Annotated in this window: 13 protein-coding genes and 1 pseudogene; 5 read left to right on the top strand and 9 right to left on the bottom strand. The window is 53.3% G+C overall.

Translation table 11 applies throughout. The features are described 5' to 3' along the window. Window positions 1–173 precede the first annotated feature (173 nt). The 4 genes and pseudogenes from LWL52_RS13560 to LWL52_RS13575 form a co-directional block, all read left to right on the top strand. Window positions 174–665 (top strand): annotated as a pseudogene (locus LWL52_RS13560) (magnesium chelatase subunit ChlI family protein); the annotation flags it as partial. Between the two features lie 222 nt (window positions 666–887). Continuing rightward, entirely contained in the window at window positions 888–1,475 is a 588-nt protein-coding gene (locus tag LWL52_RS13565) for a porin family protein (protein ID WP_242920801.1), read from the top strand. A gap of 334 nt (window positions 1,476–1,809) precedes the next feature. Beyond that, window positions 1,810–2,475 carry a porin family protein gene (locus tag LWL52_RS13570; RefSeq protein ID WP_242920803.1) on the top strand — a complete coding sequence of 222 codons (666 nt, stop codon included), beginning with the start codon at window positions 1,810–1,812 and terminating at the stop codon, window positions 2,473–2,475. Between the two features lie 144 nt (window positions 2,476–2,619). After that, window positions 2,620–3,273 (top strand): porin family protein, encoded by a 654-nt coding sequence (locus LWL52_RS13575; RefSeq protein WP_242920805.1) that lies wholly within the window; start codon window positions 2,620–2,622, stop codon window positions 3,271–3,273. 61 nt (window positions 3,274–3,334) lie between these two features. On the opposite strand, the gene LWL52_RS13580 is transcribed toward LWL52_RS13575, so the two are convergent. The 8 genes from LWL52_RS13580 to uvrA form a co-directional block, all read right to left on the bottom strand. Continuing rightward, complete coding sequence (locus tag LWL52_RS13580) at window positions 3,335–4,696, bottom strand: dipeptidase (protein ID WP_242922207.1); 1,362 nt, start codon at window positions 4,694–4,696, stop codon at window positions 3,335–3,337. A 116-nt stretch (window positions 4,697–4,812) separates the two neighbouring features. Beyond that, window positions 4,813–5,457 carry a glycerol-3-phosphate 1-O-acyltransferase PlsY gene (gene plsY, locus LWL52_RS13585; protein WP_242920807.1) on the bottom strand — a complete coding sequence of 215 codons (645 nt, stop codon included), beginning with the start codon at window positions 5,455–5,457 and terminating at the stop codon, window positions 4,813–4,815. A gap of 158 nt (window positions 5,458–5,615) precedes the next feature. Beyond that, entirely contained in the window at window positions 5,616–10,412 is a 4,797-nt protein-coding gene (locus LWL52_RS13590; protein WP_242920809.1) for a hypothetical protein, read from the bottom strand. A gap of 17 nt (window positions 10,413–10,429) precedes the next feature. Beyond that, window positions 10,430–11,260, bottom strand: a complete 831-nt coding sequence (gene prmA, locus LWL52_RS13595; RefSeq protein WP_242920811.1) for a 50S ribosomal protein L11 methyltransferase — start codon at window positions 11,258–11,260, stop codon at window positions 10,430–10,432. 7 nt (window positions 11,261–11,267) lie between these two features. Further along, window positions 11,268–11,636: a 7(1) septoil knot domain-containing protein gene (locus tag LWL52_RS13600; RefSeq protein ID WP_242920814.1), complete on the bottom strand. Its 369-nt coding sequence runs from the start codon at window positions 11,634–11,636 to the stop codon at window positions 11,268–11,270. Window positions 11,637–11,781: 145 nt separating this feature from the next. After that, window positions 11,782–12,270 (bottom strand): hypothetical protein, encoded by a 489-nt coding sequence (locus LWL52_RS13605; protein ID WP_242920816.1) that lies wholly within the window; start codon window positions 12,268–12,270, stop codon window positions 11,782–11,784. A gap of 60 nt (window positions 12,271–12,330) precedes the next feature. Further along, a complete protein-coding gene (gene tpiA, locus LWL52_RS13610; RefSeq protein ID WP_242920818.1) occupies window positions 12,331–13,092 on the bottom strand; it encodes a triose-phosphate isomerase in 762 nt (253 codons plus the stop codon). Window positions 13,093–13,945: 853 nt separating this feature from the next. Next, window positions 13,946–16,753, bottom strand: coding sequence for an excinuclease ABC subunit UvrA (gene uvrA, locus LWL52_RS13615; RefSeq protein ID WP_242920820.1), 2,808 nt, complete (start codon window positions 16,751–16,753; stop codon window positions 13,946–13,948). 332 nt (window positions 16,754–17,085) lie between these two features. Here uvrA and LWL52_RS13620 point away from each other — a divergent pair, with 332 nt between their 5' ends. Beyond that, window positions 17,086–17,208 (top strand): 30S ribosomal protein THX, encoded by a 123-nt coding sequence (locus LWL52_RS13620; protein WP_242920822.1) that lies wholly within the window; start codon window positions 17,086–17,088, stop codon window positions 17,206–17,208. A gap of 140 nt (window positions 17,209–17,348) precedes the next feature. Here LWL52_RS13620 and LWL52_RS13625 read toward each other — a convergent pair whose 3' ends face one another. Beyond that, window positions 17,349–18,623, bottom strand: a complete 1,275-nt coding sequence (locus tag LWL52_RS13625) for an MFS transporter (protein WP_242920824.1) — start codon at window positions 18,621–18,623, stop codon at window positions 17,349–17,351. Between the last annotated feature and the right edge of the window lie 484 nt (window positions 18,624–19,107).

Below are 19,107 nucleotides of genomic sequence, written 5' to 3' on the forward strand. Positions count from 1 at the left end.
GATGTTATTTTTTGATGTTGCAAACATACTCGCTGCATTCAGCGCAACATTTAACCTTCAATGAACATCAATGAACATCAATAAACATCAAGGCACGTCAATACGTTAATTTGTGGCTTTCAAGCCTTTATGCCACATTATGTGGCTTTTCTTGAAGCTATGCGTGTTTATGAAATCCCTGTCCATGTGGCTATTATAATCATCCGGACAAAGAATGTGTGTGCGGGCCCGGCGTGGTGCAGCGCTATCTGAACAAAGTGAGCGGCCCTTTGCTGGACCGCATTGACCTGCATGTGGAGGTTACACCCGTAACTTTTGATGAGATGACAGCCAGCCGCAAAGCCGAAGGCAGTGGCCCTGTACGCGAGCGGGTGGTGCAGGCGCGGGAGGTGCAGTCGGCCCGCTTTAAAACGTACCCCGATATCCACTCCAATGCCATGATGCCCTCGCAAATGGTGAAGGATGTCTGCCTGATAAACGAGGCAGGCAGAACCTTGCTCAAGACCGCCATGGAACGCCTTGGCTTGTCGGCCCGCGCCTATGACCGCATCCTGAAAGTGAGCCGCACCATTGCGGACCTTGCTGGAAGTGAAGCAATTAAAATTGAACATTTAGCAGAAGCTATTCAATACAGGAGCTTAGACCGGGAAGGTTGGGCAGGCTAGACCAATGACCTAAAAAACAGCTATTTAACAAAGCGGCGGCCATTCTGGTCGCCGCTTTTTGTTTGCGTTATACCTGCAGGCGTATACATCCGCGAGATCAGCACCCACTAAAAATTGCATTCATATTGTAGACTTAAATTAAACCCGGCCGTATTATGCACTGCAGGCAGCAGACAAGTAAGCTGCCTTTGGAATACCCTTTATTAACTTAAACAGACTACGATGAAGAAGACTCTTTTATTTTTTGTTTTTGCTATTATGACTACTGTTGCGGCACAGGCGCAGATGCAGGCACCCCGCTTTGGCATCCGGGCAGGGGTGAATTACGCTGGCTTTACCGGCGATGAAGCCATTGCCAAAGACCGGCTTTTCCGTTTCCACGCAGGTATTACCTCGCAGTTTGCCCTGACAAGCGATAACTTCTTTTCAATTGCGCCAGAGGTGCTTTTCTCTCAGAAAGGCGCTGAGTCGAAGGACGATGATTACAAGGTAAAGCTAAGCTATATTGATGTGCCGGTGCTGGCCCACATTAATGCAGGTCCGTTATACTTTGAAGGTGGCCCGCAGGTGTCGTTCCGCGTAGCGGGCGACATCGAGAACAATGGCGCAACCATTGTTGATGACTTGGACATGTATAAGCGCACCAGTTTTGGCTATGCTGCCGGCATTGGGGTAGCTACTCCGCTTGGCGTGAGCGTGGGCGTGCGTTACAACGGCGACTTTTCGCAACTGAACGACAACGATGGCGCAGCAGATTATAAGAACAGCGTATTTATGCTAACACTTGGCTACACGCTTCCGGCGCGGTAACCATTTTGTTAGTGTAACATAACCTATGGCATTAAAGCCCGGCCTATAGGTCGGGCTTTTTTATGAACGATATACCGGAGGCGCTTAAACCCGTGAAACTTTTAAACATTTACTCCTTCTATATAGAAACAGGATATATTTTGGCCCGCTTGTTGCTATGCTCTCTTCAGCATGCATGCACAGTAGCAACGGGTATTTCCGGCCCTGAAAATTATTAAGTTCGGAATCAACACGTTGCCTTTAAAACGCGGTTTCTAACAAAAAATCAAGCATTCGTTTATCTTAAAACCAGTATATATTTCGTTAAAAGTTCACAAAAAAATTAAACCTTAATATGAAAAAGCTACTCGTTATGTTTTCGTTTGTGCTGGCAACCTTCACGGCGGCCCAGGCACAATCCGGCTTTGGTGTAAGAGCCGGTGCCAACCTTTCTAATTTGTCCGGTGATCTAAAAAATGAGAACCAGTTTGATAACAAAATCGGCTTTCACGGCGGTATCACGTATAACTTTGGTATTGTAGATGATTTCTTCGGCATCCAGCCGGAGTTGCTTTACTCTCAGAAAGGCTTCAAGAACAGCGATGAAGAGTTTGAAGCACTCGGACAAAAATACCGTCGCGAAGGCAAGGTAAACTATAACTACCTGGACCTGCCTGTATTGGCGCACATCAAAGCCGGCCCTATTTATTTTGAAGGTGGCCCCCAGGCTTCTTATCTTCTGAGTGTGAATAATACTACCAAAACGTATCTGAACGATGAGCTTCAGAACACGAACGTGGACTCAAAAAGCACAGATGGCTTGAAGAAGTTCGAACTTGGCTATGCCGCCGGTGTTGGTTTCACAACAGGTGTAGTTAGCCTGGGCGTACGCTACAACGGTGCTTTCAGCGATTTCGTGGAAAAAGATGTTGACTACGGCAGCTATGGCGAAGACCTGCAGAATGCCCGTCACTCTACCATTATGCTCACGCTGGGCGTAACGATCCCATCCGGCCGATAAGCGACCGATTTCCTTTATGCTAAAAAGCCAGCTTTGCCTCCCGGGCAGGGCTGGCTTTTTTTATTCTGGCTGTTGTATCAACTAATTGCCTGCGGCACAAGTAAAACAAGTAACCTGTTATCGCCTCTCCATACCTGCTATACTATGAAAAAGACATGTTTACTCCTGCTGCTGCTCCTGGCCCCTTTGCTGGCGGCGCAGGCGCAGTTTCTGCGCTTCGGCGCCAGGGCGGGCGGCGGTTTTGCCCGGGCCACCGGTGATTATTCTGACGACATGGACCACCTGGCAGGCTTGACGGCAGGCTTTCTCTTTAATTATGATTTTGTATCGGCACTGGAACTGCAGGCAGAGCTGAGCTATGAGCAAAAGGGCTTTACGTACAACGAGCACGTCCTGAGCCCGACCGAGTATGAGTCGGGCGATATCCGGCTGCATTACCTGGATGTACCTGTGCTGGTGAAGGTGCGCAAGAATGGCTTGTTTGCAGAAGCTGGCCCCTATCTTGGCTACCTGGTAAACGAAGACAGCCACACCGAGCGGCTCAGCAGCCTGGGCGGCAGCGGCACACCGCCCGAGGTGCTGGGCCCCCGGGAATACACCATGGCCGACTATGAACGCTGGGACTACGGCTATGTGGCAGGTATCGGCATTATCATGGACAATGGCTTCTTTGTGACTCTGCGCAATACGGGCGGGTTGCGCTCCTTCTCAAAAGTGCTGAACCAGAAAAATGCCATGTGGCAACTCTCGGTCGGCTTTCTGCGGCCCTCGCGCACCAAAGCCAACCTGATGCGCTAAAAGCAAAAAGAGCCACCTGGTAAACCAGGCGGCTCTTTTCGCAAGAAATCTTTCAGGCGTGTTATTTGCTCATTTCGGCAAAATGCTTGTAAAACAGCGGGATGGTTTCGATGCCTTTCATGTAGTTAAAGACGCCAAAATGCTCGTTCGGCGAATGAATGGCATCCGAATCCAGCCCGAAGCCCATCAGCACCGAGCTCAGGCCCAGCTCTGAGCTGAACATGGCCACAATCGGAATAGAGCCGCCACTACGCACCGGCACCGGCTTCACACCAAATGTATCCTCATACGCCCGGGCTGCTGCCTGATAAGCTACCGAATCGGTCGGTGTTACCACAGGCTCGCCGCCGTGGTGTGGCCGTACAACTACTTTTACACTGGCAGGCGCTATACTTTCAAAATGGCGCGTAAACTTCTCTGTTATCTCATCGGAGGTTTGGTTGGGCACCAGGCGCATCGATATTTTAGCAAAGGCTTTAGACGGAATCACTGTTTTGGCTCCCTCGCCGGTATAGCCGCCCCAGATGCCGTTCACATCCAGTGTGGGCCGGATGGAGTTGCGCTCCATGGTGCTGTAGCCATCTTCGCCGTATACATCGCCCAGGTCCAGTGCTTTTTTATACTTGTCCAGGTCAAAGGGGGCGCGGGCCATTTCGGCGCGCTCTTCCTTACTTAGCTCCTGCACGTTATCGTAAAAGCCGGGGATGGTGATGTGGTTGTGCTCGTCGTGCAAGGAAGCGATCATCTTGCAAAGGATGTTGATGGGGTTTGCCACGGCGCCGCCATACAAGCCGGAATGCAGGTCGCGGTTGGGGCCGGTCACTTCCACTTCCAGGTAGCTCATGCCCCGCAGGCCGGTTGTGATGGAGGGCGTGTCGTTGGCCAGCATGCCGGTATCCGAGATCAGGATCACGTCACCCTGCAGCTTTTCCTTGTTCTCCTTTACAAAAGTAGCCAGGTTTGTCGATCCCACCTCTTCTTCGCCCTCGATCATAAACCGCACATTACAGGTCAGCGTGTTGGTGCGCATCATGGTTTCAAACGCTTTGATGTGCATGTACATCTGCCCTTTGTCGTCGCAGGCACCCCGGGCATAGATCTTGCCGTCCTTTATCACCGGCTCAAAGGGCGGCGAGTTCCAGAGCTCATAGGGGTCGGCGGGCTGCACATCGTAATGGCCATATACCAGCACGGTGGGCAGGTTGGGGTCTATTATTTTCTCGCCATACACGACCGGATTGCCGGGTGTTTCCACCAGTTCCACCTTATCGGCACCGGCTTCCTGCAGCTTTTGCTTTACAAAATCGGCCGTGCGCAGCACATCGGCTTTAAACTTCGGGTCGGCGCTTACCGACGGAATGCGGAGCATTTCCAGCAGCTCGTTTAAAAAACGGTCTTTGTTTTCGGCGATATAGTTGTTCATCATCATGCGTTTGGTTTAATTACAAAAAAGCCACCTTGCCGGGCAGGATGGCTCTTTTTATACTTCTTATGGGGTATACCTGGCCGCGTGCAGCGGCTTGGTTGTTTATACTTGCTTTACCTGCGCCGGCCCAGGTGAATGTTGGCTTTGCTTTCCTCGCCCTGCAACAGGCGGTTAATGTTTTTGCGGTGAGTGAGCACCACCACGGCAAAAATGGCAAACCCGAAGACGATCAGGATCGGGTTTTCGGGATGGAAACGCGGCAGCAGCAACAGAATCGGGAAGGCCAGCGCCGCCACCATCGAGCCCAGCGAAACATACTTGGAAGTGAACAGCACGATCACAAAGACCATCATACAAAGCAGGGCTACCTGCGGCTCAATGGCCAGCATCATGCCCAACAAAGTCGCCACGCCCTTGCCTCCTTTAAAGCGCTCGTACACCGGAAAAATATGCCCTACCACGGCCATGGCCCCAAGTATCAGCTGGTATACCACCAGTTGCTCGGCAGGTATGGCGTTAAAGATAACCAGCAGGCCAGCCAAGGAGGTAGCGAGCCATCCCTTAAAAATATCGATCAGCATCACGGCCGTACCTGGTTTCTTGCCCAGCACCCGGAATGTGTTGGTAGCACCGGAGTTACCGCTGCCGTGCTGGCGGATGTCAATGCCATAGTAGGCCTTTCCTACCCACACCGCTGTGCAGATAGAACCGATCAGGTAGGCGGCAACGCAAAGTATAGCAATCAAAAGTATGTCCATAAAAATATCGTCAATGTTAACCGGATCCGTTGCCAAAAACTGTCTTCAGCACGCGTATCGGCACAATTACAGGTTTGGCAGGAAGCTCAAATATAGATAAAACTTCATCCAAACGCCAAAAATCCTGTCCTGTAAACCTGTATACGGGGCCCTTGGGGTTACTGGTTATTGTTCCCCTGGTCCGTATCTGCTTCAAACGGATCGGCCTTCTTTTTCTTTTTCGCCTTCTTCTCTTTCTTTGGCTGGTCTTCCAGGCGTTCGAAGCTGCCGGCTGGCTCGGTGGCTGCCGGCTGCCCGGCTGTTGCTTTAAACCCGCCTTTGCCCTGCAGGTAGGTGGTGCTGAAGTGCTCCAGGAACTGGTTTTTCTCCATCGGCTCGCCGGCATAAATGCCATAGTTGCTGGTAGCGCCGCGGCTGCCTTTCGACTTGGACTGCACCGCCTTGTTGAACTTGTCGTCCGAGGAAGCCATGGTGAGGCTGTTCTCTAAAAAGCTGAAGTAGTACCAGGTATAAGCGTCTGCCTGCAGGTATAAATTCACCGCCGGCTCGCCGTTCATGTCCTGCCGCATTTCCAGGTAACCATCCATGGCGGCATTGATGTCGTCTTTGAGGATGCTGGCCAAACTTATTTTGCCTTCACTGTACCAGGCATTCTGCTCTTTAGACCAGCGCAAATTTACCTTGTCGAGGATAAGGCTGCGCACCAGCTTTTTGGAGACTTTGGGCAGCGGCACATACTCCGTTGCCGAGCGCGCGGCATACTGGCGCACTTCGCGGTTGCCGATAAATTCGCCGAGCTTGTAGAGCATGGCATCCGGAATGGCAACAGGGGCTCCTCCGCCATCCACTTTCAGGTTACCGGCCATGGCGGTAAGCGCCTGGCTTGGCACGGTCAGATCGAAGGCCATGAAGGCATCGAGTTTGTAGCGGCCGCTATCTACGTTGGCATTCCCGCTGCCCGAAGCTTCTACCTTAAAGTTTTTCATCGGCTGCAGCAAATTCAACCTGCCTTCAAACTGAATGGTGTTGGAGGCTTCGTTGTAGCGCAGCACGTTGCCCTCGTAGGAGTCGGCATACGCGCGATCTGCGCGGCCGATCTTAAACTCGTTTTTGTCTTTGTTGTAAGAGAGCAGCCCATCCACCGTAAACAGGTCCAGGTCCTCTTCTGCCTGCTTTTTCGACACAAAGGTATTGTAAAGCTTGGCCGTGCTGCGCGATACGTGCAGACCGGTATGCAGCGGCGTGCCGTCGGCAGCTTTGGGCTTAACGATCGGGATGCGGACGTTATCGGGGTTCAGTGTGTCTTTCTTGTAAGGGAACCAGTCCGAATCGGCCGGATTGCCCGTAAAGTTGAGCTTCAGGTCACCGTCAAAATCCAAGTATGGCCTGGGCGCATTTACCTGCACTACGCCGCGGTACAGAATGCGCGGGAAGATGTAGAAGGTGTTGCTTTCGGCTATCTGCGATTTGGCAAAAGTATAGATCGGTTTTTTGCGGCCAGAGGGGTTGCCATACGTAAAGTCTGTAAACTTGAGCTGCGCTGCGCCGCCGGCCGCATTCTTATAGTCCAGCAGGGCATTTCCGCTCAGCGCCTTGCGCGACAGCACATCGATGTTGCCGGCATACAGCTTGTGGTATTGCTGCGCCGAGTCGGCCAGCACGCGGGCATTCTTCAAGGTCTGGATCGTGGCATCGGCTGCTACCGCCACCCGTCCGCTGTCGGGCACCACGTATACATCGGCTACCGCAATATAAGGCACACCACCTGCCAGCAGGGTATTCTTTTTCAGGTCGTATTCGCCGCTGGCTGCCATAAACTGCAGGGAGTCCTGTTTGGGGTGCAGCGAGTAAAACCAGTTTTTGCCACCGTTCTCATCGGCTTTCAAGCTTACCTTCTGCTGGTTCATGTCCCAGCGGGCGCTGCTCATCGATGTTTTATACTGTGCTTTGGGGAATTCTATACTTGCCACACCTTTCTGCTCGCTGGCAAAATCCACAATGCCTTTGGTCAGGTCGTAGTCAAAGGCTGTGTCCTGCGCCTTGATGGCAGGTCTGCCCGCCACATCCGATTTAGCGATCATGGTGGCATGGTTACCGCTCAGGCCGCGCTGCTTAAACAGCAGGCTGGGCGCGGTGATGTTGGCCACCGGGTTATCGACCACGCCGCTGCCGTACAAGCCGCCGGGCGAGAGTTTAGCCACTCCCTTAAAGTCGAAGGACTCCTTGTATACTTTCATCGGCTCCTTGGCCGTCTGGATGTACATGGTGTCGGCTTGTGGCAGCCAGTTCATAGAAAAGCCCGAGAGCGACGCTACCGGGTAGGCCGTAGCGCCCACTTTGCCTTCGGCAATGTGCACTGATTTGCCAGTTTTAGTCGTAACAGCGTTTTTATAGTAAGTATAAACCGGTGCCTGCAGCGTTGCCGTGAGGTAGGTCAGCTTGCCCTTGCTCTGGATACCGCTGGAGTTCATCATAATGGTATCGTAGGCCATGCCTTTGCCCCCGTAAGCGGCCAGGCCTTTGGCCGGCGGCTGGTAGTAAAAGCCCAGCGTTTCGTCGGGCATCATCTGCAACTTGGCTTTGATGGGCGGGAAGATGCCTCCCGAGTTAAACGTGCCGTCGAACGCGATGGCTCCTTTGCCCGAGCTCAGCGAGTCGATCTTAAACGGCGGCATATCAAAGTACACGGTGCTGTCGTAAGCGCCGCCGGCCACATCGGGCCGGTTAAACGCTACTTTAGCGCCCGATACCGCATCGAACTTAGGATAGTCGAGCAGGGGCTTGCGGCCCGATTTGTTATCCGGTTTGTTGATGTAGAGCTTGCCCGACATGCTGTTTCCTTTGCCGGTGAGCACCTGGTCGGTGGCTTCGCCCCCACGGGCCCTGCGCCGACGGGACACCAGCGCTACCGTGTCCAGCTTTACCAGGTCGATGGAAAACTCATCGTAGTTAAACTTAAAATCTTTGCCCTTAAAGGCCAGGCGGCTGGCGTAGATCTGCCCGTCGAACTCAATGTCGCGGTTTTTTAAGATATGGATCTCACTCTTGCGGGGCAGAATGTAAACGCTGGCCGTGTCGTTATTAAACGTGATCTTGTCTACGCCGCGCACAGTCAGTTTATTGTCGTCCAGGTTCAGGGTAGCGTTGCGGCCGGAAGGCACCACCGACCTAATCACCAGGTGGTCGTAATCGCTGATATCCTGGGCAGCACCTACGTAATGCCAGGCTTTGGGCTTGAGTTGGATAAAGCCGCTTACGGGGTCATAATCCAGGTAGCCGCTGCGCGAGAGCGTAGAAGCCGCCTCTTTGATGCCTGCTTCGCTGACCTTTGTGTTTTTGGCCACATCGGCTGCATAGAAATCGTTGCGCTTTGCTTTAGCGGCATAGCCTACCAACACCTGCAGCGGGTGGAATGTGGCAACGCCTACCAGTTGCTGGTAACGGTTGTTGGAAAAATACCGCGTCGACTCCAGTTGCACCGGGATCAGGGTTTTGGTATTCAGGATAGAGAAATCGATCTCGGGCTTGTTCAGATTCCAGTGCAGGCGCTCGGCCGTGATCTCCAGTTTATGAAAGGTATCCATGAACGGCGTGCGGGCATAAGGGCCTTTGTCTTTGGTGAGCGTGAGCTCCTGCCGTGGCCGGGAAAAGCGCAGCTGCATGGCCGGGTGCGTAAGCGAATCTTTCTGCTGGTAAATAGCCACCGTGGCCCGGCTGGCAAGTATAAGCGAGTCGGTGATGGTGTAGTTGCGGGCCATGGAGCGGAACTTGCGCTGCCCTGCCTGCGACACCACAATTTCGGAGAGGCTGCCGTCCAGGGGCTTGCTGCCAATGGTGTTGCCCACCAGCGAGAAACCGCCCTTGTAGGCTATGTTATCGCCCAGGGTTTTGAGTTGCGCATCGTTGGTGAAGGAGAAGAACTTGGGGTAGGGATAGGCCCCTGTTTTGCGCTTGCTGCTGATCCACTCCAGGGCGCCATCCACCGGAGCTTTGAGCACGGTCGGGTACGTGACCTTGGCATCCGGAGCCTTAAAGCCGGCAAAGGAGGTGTTGAAGCTATACTTGCCCAGCTCGGCCGATGTCGGTTGCCCGTTAACCTGCCACTCAAAGGTGCCCCCTTCGCCTACAAACAGGTTTGAAGCCAGCAGCAACTGGCCGTGCGTTTTATGGATGGCCGTAGAGTCCCAGGGGGTTACGAAGGTAAAGGTGGCATTCTCCAGTTTCAGGACCGGGCCCGATACGGGAGGCAGCTGCGGCTGAAACTGCTTTTTTATACTTTCCTTGCGGTTTTTTTCGGTCTTCTGCTTGTCTTCTTTTTTAGGAGCGGGGCTTGGGGTGCCCCAGCCATCGTCTTCGTCTTCTTTCACCTGCCCCTGGGCATCTACCTCGTCATCCCAGGAGATATTGTCCCATGCATCTGTTCCACCGGCTGCGGCATCGGGGGCTTTGCTGGCGCCCTCGTAGGCAAACCCGAAGCTGCCACCGGAGCTGCGCAGGCTATAGTAGGTATTCTGAAAGAGGCGGTTGGTGTTCAAATACAGGCTGGCTGCGCTCAGGAAACGCTCCAGGTTTTTGAGCTCTTCCTGCTTCACGGCTTTGGCTACCACCTCCAGCATCTCGTCGAGGGGCTTGCCGCGCAGGTTTTGCTTGTTAACGCCGGCGGCTACCATGGTAAAGAACTGGGCAAAATGCGGGTTGGTGCGCAGGCGCTTCCGGTACATGTCCTGGGCAATGTTGATCACCTCCTGCTGCTGGGCCGGGCTGATCTTCCCGTTGTTCCAGGCGTCGGCCAGGCCGGCGGCCAGGGCTTCAGCATTTTCTACCTTACCCGCCAGCAACATGGTCCGCACATCGGCGATAAAAGCATCCGGCTTATCTGATAACCTGACCTGGTTCTGGGCCTGCGCCGCTACGGCACTAAAGAAAAATAAAAAGAGTAAAAGTTTGTGCCTCATAGCAGAAGGTTAAAAGGTTAGCGAGATTGAAAGAGCGCCGACACCCAGTTGTTCTTTACCCGGTGCGAGGTATAGGCAAGCCCCAGTTCCGCAGCGCGTTCCTGTATCAGGGGCAGGTCTTCGATATAAAAGCCGCTCAGCAGAAGCCAGCCGTGCGGTTTTAACACGGCCTTGTAGGCCGGCATATCGTCGAGCAGCACGTTGCGGTTAATATTGGCCAGGATAATATCGTAAGGCTGGTCATGGGCAATGGTTTCGGCCCCACCCAGGCGCACGTCTATAGCGGCATAGCCATTCAGAGCGGCATTTTCGCGGGCATTCTCCACCGTCCAGTCCTCTATCTCCACAGCCACGATCTGTGTGGCGCCCAGTTCACCGGCCATAATGGCCAGAATACCTGTGCCGCAGCCCATGTCCAGCACGTGCTTGCCCTGGTGGTCCAGGGTCAGCTGGTTCTCGATCATGAGCGTGGTGGTTTCGTGGTGGCCGGTGCCAAACGACATTTTAGGGTTGATGACGATGTCATACTTTGCCTCGGCAGGTTTCTCATGAAAAGAGGCCCGTACTGATACCTTGCCGCCAATAAAGAGGGGCTCAAAGTTGCGTTCCCACTCCTCGTTCCAGTTCTGGCGCGCAATTTTTTGCGTGGTGTAGGTAGCCTGCACAAAGTCGGCGTAGCGGCCGAGTGTGTCGTCCAGAGCCTGCTGGTTATACTTGTCTTCGTCGATGTAGGCGCTGAAGCCGTCTTCTGTCTCCACAAAAGCATCAAAGCCCAGCTCCCCGAGCTCGGCTGTTAAAATGTCCGCAAAATCTGCGTTTACGTGTAAGGTTACTTCTATAAAATCCATGGTGTTGTTATTCGCGGCAAGCGGCAAAGGAACGCACATCGGTAAAATGCACAGTAAAATCTGCCAGGTTTCGGTTATCGGTTACGTAGAGCACGTGGTCGGCAAACGCTTTGCTAGGTGTAAGGTACCAAATGGCCGTGCCATCGGCAAAAAGTTTGTTGTTCTCGCGGTACACGATCATGTTGGCAAAGGCCTCGTCCTCGTTCAGGAAAACAGTATAAGCGGCCTGATTTTTATACTTGGGGTCGCGCTCCAGGTACACCGATCCGTAAATGTTGCAGTAGCCTTTGGCCACCGTGGTTTTGGCAGGAGCTGCCGGCGGCGCCGGCAGGCAAAGCGGCATAAGCGCCAGCCAGAGAGTGAATAGAATCTGCATAGCTTAAATTTAGGCAAAGATAAGTATAAGCCTAACAAAAAAGCCGCCAATATTGTATCGGCGGCTATCTCAGCAGTAAAAAGTTATATTTTGGTAACAAAAGAAAAGGCCAGCCCTTTAAAAGCTGCGTGGTGCCGCCCCGGCCTTACTTTGCCAGCACATACTTCTCGGCCACTACGCCCTCAAACTGCTTTTTCTGCAGCACCAGGGAGTTGCCCGGCTCAAAAAAGTAAGCTAAAGTATAGGTAGGATACTCCGGCATCGGCGGCTTCACCCAGGTAAAGGCAATCTCGTCTTCGGAAAGAACCTGGTAGGTAGCCACCAGCGTAAAAGTGCTGTCGGCGTCCTCCTTTTCATAATAGTTGCCGTTGGCCGTAAACCGCACCTGCTTGCTGCTTTGCACCTCGTGCCAGTACAAGGGTGCGCCCCAATGATCGTTGCTATTCACCATTTTCAGCTGCCAGGTACCCGCCAGGCCCGAAGCCAGGCGCAGCTCGGCTGCATCGTCTTTGGCGCAGGCTGTAATGGCCACCAAACTAAAGAACAGGTAAAACTTGAGCCATGTCTTCATATCCGCTGTTTCGTTTATACTATCCAGACCCCGCAACAGCCCCGATGGTTGCATCTTAGCCATCAACAAAAAAAGGCTGCCGATGCCCCGCACCTGCAGCCTTTTTGCCTGGTTTATACTTGCTTAGAAGGATTTGATAATGGCTACAAAGTCGCGCGACTTAAGCGAAGCGCCCCCGATCAGGCCGCCGTCCACATCCGGTTGCGCGAAAAGCTCCTGCGCATTGCCCGGGTTGCAGCTGCCGCCGTAAAGTATAGAAGTGTTAAAAGCAGCCTCGGCATCAAAGAGGCGCGCCAGTTGCTCGCGGATGTAGGCATGCATTTCCTGGGCCTGCTGGCTGCTGGCTGTGCGGCCGGTTCCAATCGCCCAGATCGGCTCATAGGCTACCACTACCTGGTCGAACTCCTCGTTGCTCAGGTACGAAAGGCTGTCGTGCAGCTGCTGGCCTACAAACTCAAAATGACGGTCGGCATCGCGCTCCTCCAGCGGCTCGCCGCAGCAAAAGATCGGTTTCAGGCCCTGGGCAAGGGCCATTTTCATTTTTTTATACAGGGTTTGCGCATCTTCGTGGTGGTACATGCGGCGCTCGCTGTGGCCTACCAGCACATACTCGGTGCCCACCGATTGCAGCATGGCAGCTGATACCTCGCCGGTAAAAGCGCCACTTTCGTGCTCGCTCACGTTCTGAGCTGCCAGGTGCATTTTGCTGTTGCCCTGCACCAGCTTGCCCACGGGCTGCAGGTACGGAAAAGGAGGCGTTACAATGACGGTTACCTCGCCGTTCACCTCGTCGCGCACCATGTGGTCGATCTCCGACACCAGCGAAAGCGCCTCCTCGTAGGTTTTATTCATTTTCCAGTTGCCTGCAACGATCTTCTTTCTCATGTTCTATAGTTTGATGATGTTATACTTAGTCTGCTTGTTGAGAAGCTTTACGGCAAGATAATAAAATATGGTTTACCTCCCCCTGCCTCCTGGTTTTATTGCGAAAACAACAAATGGGTAGCGTTGGCGCAAGTTTTAGAATGTGTGTCTTTTGATCGTGTAAAGCCGCTGACTTCACTGGGGCTGAATGCCTTAGGGTTACCGGTGTTGGATGATGGTGTTTTTATACCTGCCATTGCTTTAGTAGATTCTAACTACATACCTCTCTGCTAGTTTTTCGCCTCGCCGGCTGGGCCCTACTTTTTTTCTTGATAAAAAAAGTAGGCAAAAAAGTCAAGACGATTTTGAACTCGCTGAACGCTCGAACAAAAAATCGTCAAAAGGGCACCTGGCTTAAGTAATCACTTTGTAGCCTCCAGAGTATAAATCTTCCTGTTAATATGTTCGCTGCATAGCTTACAGGGGTAAATTCAAGTATAATCTTGCCTATCCCTAATCCTGCCTATCCCCTAATCCTGTAAATCCTGATTCAGACAAAATTGCCCCTTTCCACCTTTTGTCATCCTGAAAGGATCTTGTGAGCAAGCTGATCAATCCAAAACTACATCGCTTATACTTCCCAAGTAGCCATTACAGACTCCCCTCCTTAAACTAGCGAGAACGGGAGTTCAAAGCTAGCGAGCGTAGCTCTGACGGGTTAGGGGTGGCTGGAACCGGTACTGCAACGCTTATACTTCAGAAAGAACCAATGACCGAACTCCCTCTCCTGTTCTATGGCAGGCAGAGGTAAAAAAGCCGCAGCAACTTCTGTTACTGCGGCTTTTTGCATAGGTATACTTTAAAATACTCCCGCTTACAATTTCCCTTTCAGAAACCGGGCGGTGTCGTTATTCTCCAGCTTTACCATCTCCTCCGGGGTGCCCTCAAACAGCAGGTGCCCGCCGTTGATGCCGCCTTCCGGGCCCAGGTCTATGATCCAGTCGGCGGATTTGATGATGTCCATGTTGTGCTCGATAATGACGACGGTGTTGCCGTTCTCGATGAGCGCGTTGATGGAGGTGAGCAGCTTGCTGATGTCGTGGAAGTGCAGGCCGGTGCTGGGCTCATCAAAAATGAAGAGGATGTTCTCCTGGTGTGGCTGCGCGCCTTTGGTCAGGAATGAGGCTAGTTTTACGCGCTGCGCCTCGCCACCCGAAAGCGTGTTGCTCGACTGCCCCAACCGGATGTAGCCCAGGCCCACGTCGTTCAGGGGTTTCAGCTTTTCAATGATCTTGGGCTGGTCAGCAAAGAAGTTGATGCTGTCGGCAATGGTCATATCCAGCACTTCGGAAATGCTCTTGTCTTTATACTGGATGTCGAGAATGTCCTGCTTGAAACGCTGGCCGTGGCAGCTCTCGCAGGTCAGGTAAATATCGGCCATAAACTGCATCTCGATCTTCACCTGGCCTTCGCCCTGGCATACTTCGCAGCGGCCGCCCTCGATGTTGAATGAGAAGTGCGACGGCTTGAAGCCCCGTGCCTTGGCCAGCGGCTGGTCGGCGTACAGGGTACGGATGGCATCGTAGGCTTTCACATACGTGACCGGGTTGGAGCGCGACGACTTGCCGATCGGGTTCTGATCTACAAACTCCACATGCTCGATCTTGCTATAGTCGCCGGCCAGCTTGTCGAATTTGCCGGTAGCCTCTGAGGTGCTGCCCTGCAACTTTTGCATGGCCGGGGCCAGTATTTTCCGGATCAGGGTCGATTTGCCCGAGCCGCTTACGCCCGTTACCACCGTCATCACGCTGAGCGGCACTTTCACCGTCAGGTTCTTGAGGTTGTTCTCGCGGGCGCCAACGATCTCGATGGCATTGCGCCACTTGCGGCGCTGCGCCGGCACGGGCACTTCCATGCGGCCGCTCAGGTATTTGGCCGTGTAGGTATCCGTGCTGTTGGTCATCTGCTCAAAGGTGCCCTGGAACATCAGGTTACCGCCGCCCGAGCCGGCCTCGGGGCCGATATCAATGAGCTGGTCGGCTGCTTTCATGATCTCTTCTTCGTGCTCCACCACAATCACGGTGTTGCCGATCTGCTGCAGCGAGCGCAGCACCCCGATCAGCTGCTCCGCGTCTTTGGGGTGCAATCCTATACTTGGTTCATCGAGGATGTACATGGAGCCGACCAGCGCGCTACCCAATGAGGTGGCCAGGTTGATACGCTGGCTTTCACCACCGGAAAGCGTGTTAGACAGACGGTTAAGCGTGAGATAGCCAAGGCCTACGCGTAGCAAATAACCCAGGCGGTTAGCCACTTCGGTTACCAGGCGCTCGGCCACGTTCTGCTCGTGCTCGGTAAGTGCAAGATTCTGGAAAAACGGCTGCACCTGGGTGAGGGGCATAAGCACCAGGTCGGTGATGCTCTTGCCGTTCACTTTCACGTAGCTGGCATCTTTGCGCAGGCGCGAGCCGCGGCACTCAGGGCATGTGGTGCGGCCCCGGTAGCGCGAAAGCATCACACGGTACTGGATCTTGTGCGTCTGGACCTGGATGTGTTTAAAAAAATCGTTGAGACCTTCAAAGTATTTATTTCCGGTCCAGAGCAGTTGCTGTTCTTCTTCGGTCAGTTCGTTGTAAGGGCGGTGGATGGGGAAATTAAAGCGGATGCCGTTCTTGACCAGCGGCTGCAGCCACTCGTTCATTTTGTCTGTACGCCAGGGCGCAATGGCGCCTTCGTACACCGTCAGGCTTTTGTCCGGAATTACCAGGTCCGGGTCGATGCCGAGCACGCTGCCAAAGCCCTCGCAGGTCTGGCAGGCACCGTAGGGGTTATTAAAGCTGAAGAAGTTGACCGAGGGCTCCTCAAACGTCATTCCATCCAGCTCAAATTTATCAGAGAACACGCGCTCCTGGCCATCGCCATACTTGACACGGCACTCGCCCTGTCCTTCAAAAAAAGCCGTTTGTACCGAATCGGCAATGCGGAAAGCAAGGTCTTCGTCGCTCTTGTATATCACCGCGCGGTCGATCAGGATGTAGACCTGCTTGCCTAGTTTCGGCTTTTTCTCTTCCAGCAGCTCTTCTATAAAGTATACCTGGTCGTTGGCGTAGATGCGCGAATAGCCTTTTTGCAGGAGCAGGTCCAGCTCTTTGGCCAGGGTGCGCTCAGGCAGCAGGTGCAGCGGCGCCAGGATCATCACCTTGGCCTCATCCTCCAAAGAGAAAATGAAGTTCACCACATCCGTTACTGTGTCTTTCTGCACCACCTGGCCCGACACAGGCGAGTAGGTCTTGCCGATGCGGGCGTAAAGCAGCTTCAGGTAATCGTAGATCTCAGTACTGGTGCCTACCGTGGAGCGGTTGTTTTTGATGCTGACTTTCTGCTCGATGGCGATGGCCGGGCTGATGCCTTTGATGTAGTCCACGTCGGGCTTGTCCATGCGGCCTAGGAACTGGCGGGCGTAAGAGCTAAGGCTCTCCACGTACATGCGCTGCCCTTCGGCATACAGCGTATCAAAGGCCAGCGAGGACTTGCCGGAGCCGGAAAGGCCCGTAACCACGATAAATTTATTGCGTGGCAGGGCCACGCTCAGGTTTTTGAGGTTATGCACCCGCGCACCTTTTATAATAATGTTCTGGCGGGCGTCGAGCTCGTCTAGGTTATAATCAGGAGTGTATGCCATACGGACAGCGGCGGGTTGCGGCAACAGCTTATACTTACTGCAGCGCCGCAGGCGCCTGTTTTCGCTTTAGATGAATGTGTAAAGTTACGAATAGCTAACCTCATTTAGAAGCAGTTTGTTACACCTGTTGCCAGCCGGGAAAGCGCATCAGGTTATAACACCGGCCGGGCCTAATTGGTTTACCTGTCTAGGGCTAATGCCAACGCTTTGGCCAGAAGGTAATAGGGAGCTGTTCCCAACACCATTTTATACTTTACTACCAACCATGTTATCTGTTTGCTCCATTTACCCGTATGCAGGGATAAACTGATTCATTAAACCACATTTATAGTATGGGAAAAGGAGATAGAAAATCCAGAAAAGGCAAAATTACCAAAGGAACCTACGGCAACCGACGCCCCCACAAGCCGGGCAAAGCCCAGCCAAAAACCGAAACCAAAGAAGCGGCTAAATAAGTAGCAGGTATAAATTGCCTCTTCCGGGCGTTTATACTTGCTGGCTTCCCGTTTCTTCAACCCGCTTTCTCTCACCTTAAACAATCACGCAACGCATCGCTCCTGACCGGGCGATGCGTTGCGCTTTATACTTGCCGGGCTTATACTTGCGCGGTTCCCAGTTCGGGGGTGAGGTGCAGGCGGCGCAGTTTGTCGGCTTTCAGCGCGGTAATGCCTACGACCAAAATCGTCATGATGCCGCCAAAAACCACCGAGGTCACCGTGCCCATCAGCCGGGCTGCGAAACCCGACTCGAACGCGCCGATCTCGTTGGACGAGCCCACAAAAATGTTATTCACCGATGAGACCCGGCCTTTCATGTACTCGGGCGTAAGGGTATGGATGAGCGTGGAGCGGATGATAACGCTGATAGAGTCGAAGGCGCCGCTCAGGGCCAGCAGCAGCAGCGAGAACCAGAAGTTGGCCGATAGCCCGAAAAGGATGATGCACCCGCCAAAGCCCGCCACACACCACAGCATCTTTTTCCCCGCATTCACCGAGATCGGGTAATGGGCCATGAGTACCGCCATCAGCACCGATCCGACGGCAGGTGCCGCCCGCAGAAAGCCCAGCCCCTGCGGACCCGTTTTCAGGATTTCGGAAGCAAAAATGGGCAGCAGCGCCACCGCGCCGCCAAAGAGCACGGCAAACAGATCCAGCGAAATAGCACTGAGAATAACCTGGTTGCCGAACACGAACTTAATGCCCGAGCGCAGGCTCTCCGTCATACTTTGCGGGTTTATGTTTTCGGGCAGCTGTTTGCCGCCGATAAAGGCAAAGGCCAGCAGCGAGAGAAGCACCAGCGTGGCATCGGTCGCGTAGGCAGCCGTCACCCCAAAAAAACCATAGATGAGTCCACCAATAGCCGGGCCTACCAGCGAGGCGGCCTGCCAGGTGGTACTGCTCCAGGTAATAGCGTTGGCATAGAGCTGTTTGTTTGCTACCAGTTGCGGCATAAACGAGAAAACAGCTGGCCCCATAAACCCGCGGGCAATACCGCTCACAAAAATAACCCCGTAAATTGGCAGAGCGCCAAAATGCGCCAGAGCATGGCTGATGTGCAGCGTAAAGGTTAGCAGCGCCAGCGAGCAGCACAGCAGCGCTGTTACCACCACCATAATGATTTTCTTGCGCTCCACCATATCGGCCAGGTAACCGGCGTAGAGCGAGACGACAATAGACGGAATGGCCTCGGCCAGCCCCATCAGGCCCAGCGACAGCGGGTCTTTGGTAATATCGTAGATCTGCCAGCCCACAATAACGGCCTGTATCTGCATGGCCAGCGTAATACACAGCCTTGCCGAAATGTATAGTCTGAATTCAGGAATACGCAAGACCGCATAAGGGTCGTGCCTGCTTGCCGGGTTACTGCTCATCGCTTTCTTCTAACTTGTTATACCTGGGGCACAAAGCTACAGCAATCGCAGATTTACAACAGTACCGCCACACAAAAAAAGCAGCCTGAAAAACATAATTACTGTCTTCTTTTACCGGCAGGATGCCGGGCCCTGAACCAGCATCATAACTTACTGAAGTTCTGACATTAACATGCGAAACACGGTCCTTTACCGGCCAAACCGGTGCCTGCCGGTAGCGCCCTGCATGCTTTCAAACCGGGGGCCTGCCGATACGCATGAGGCAACTGCTTTGTAACCTTTCTGTTAATTTATCGCCTCGGCCGCAACACAAGGTTCGCATTATAAGTATACTTTTTATAGAAACGATTATGCCTCTTCAGGGCCACCGCGTTACGTATCCGGACATATTATTTGCCCCAGATTAGTGTTCTGCATCATTTTTGTTACAGCTGCGGTGTACGTTTTTCTATTTTTCATGAACTGTACTTTTTTAAGCAAACGC

It is taken from the genome of Pontibacter liquoris (genome assembly GCF_022758235.1).
Lineage (GTDB): Bacteria > Bacteroidota > Bacteroidia > Cytophagales > Hymenobacteraceae > Pontibacter > Pontibacter liquoris.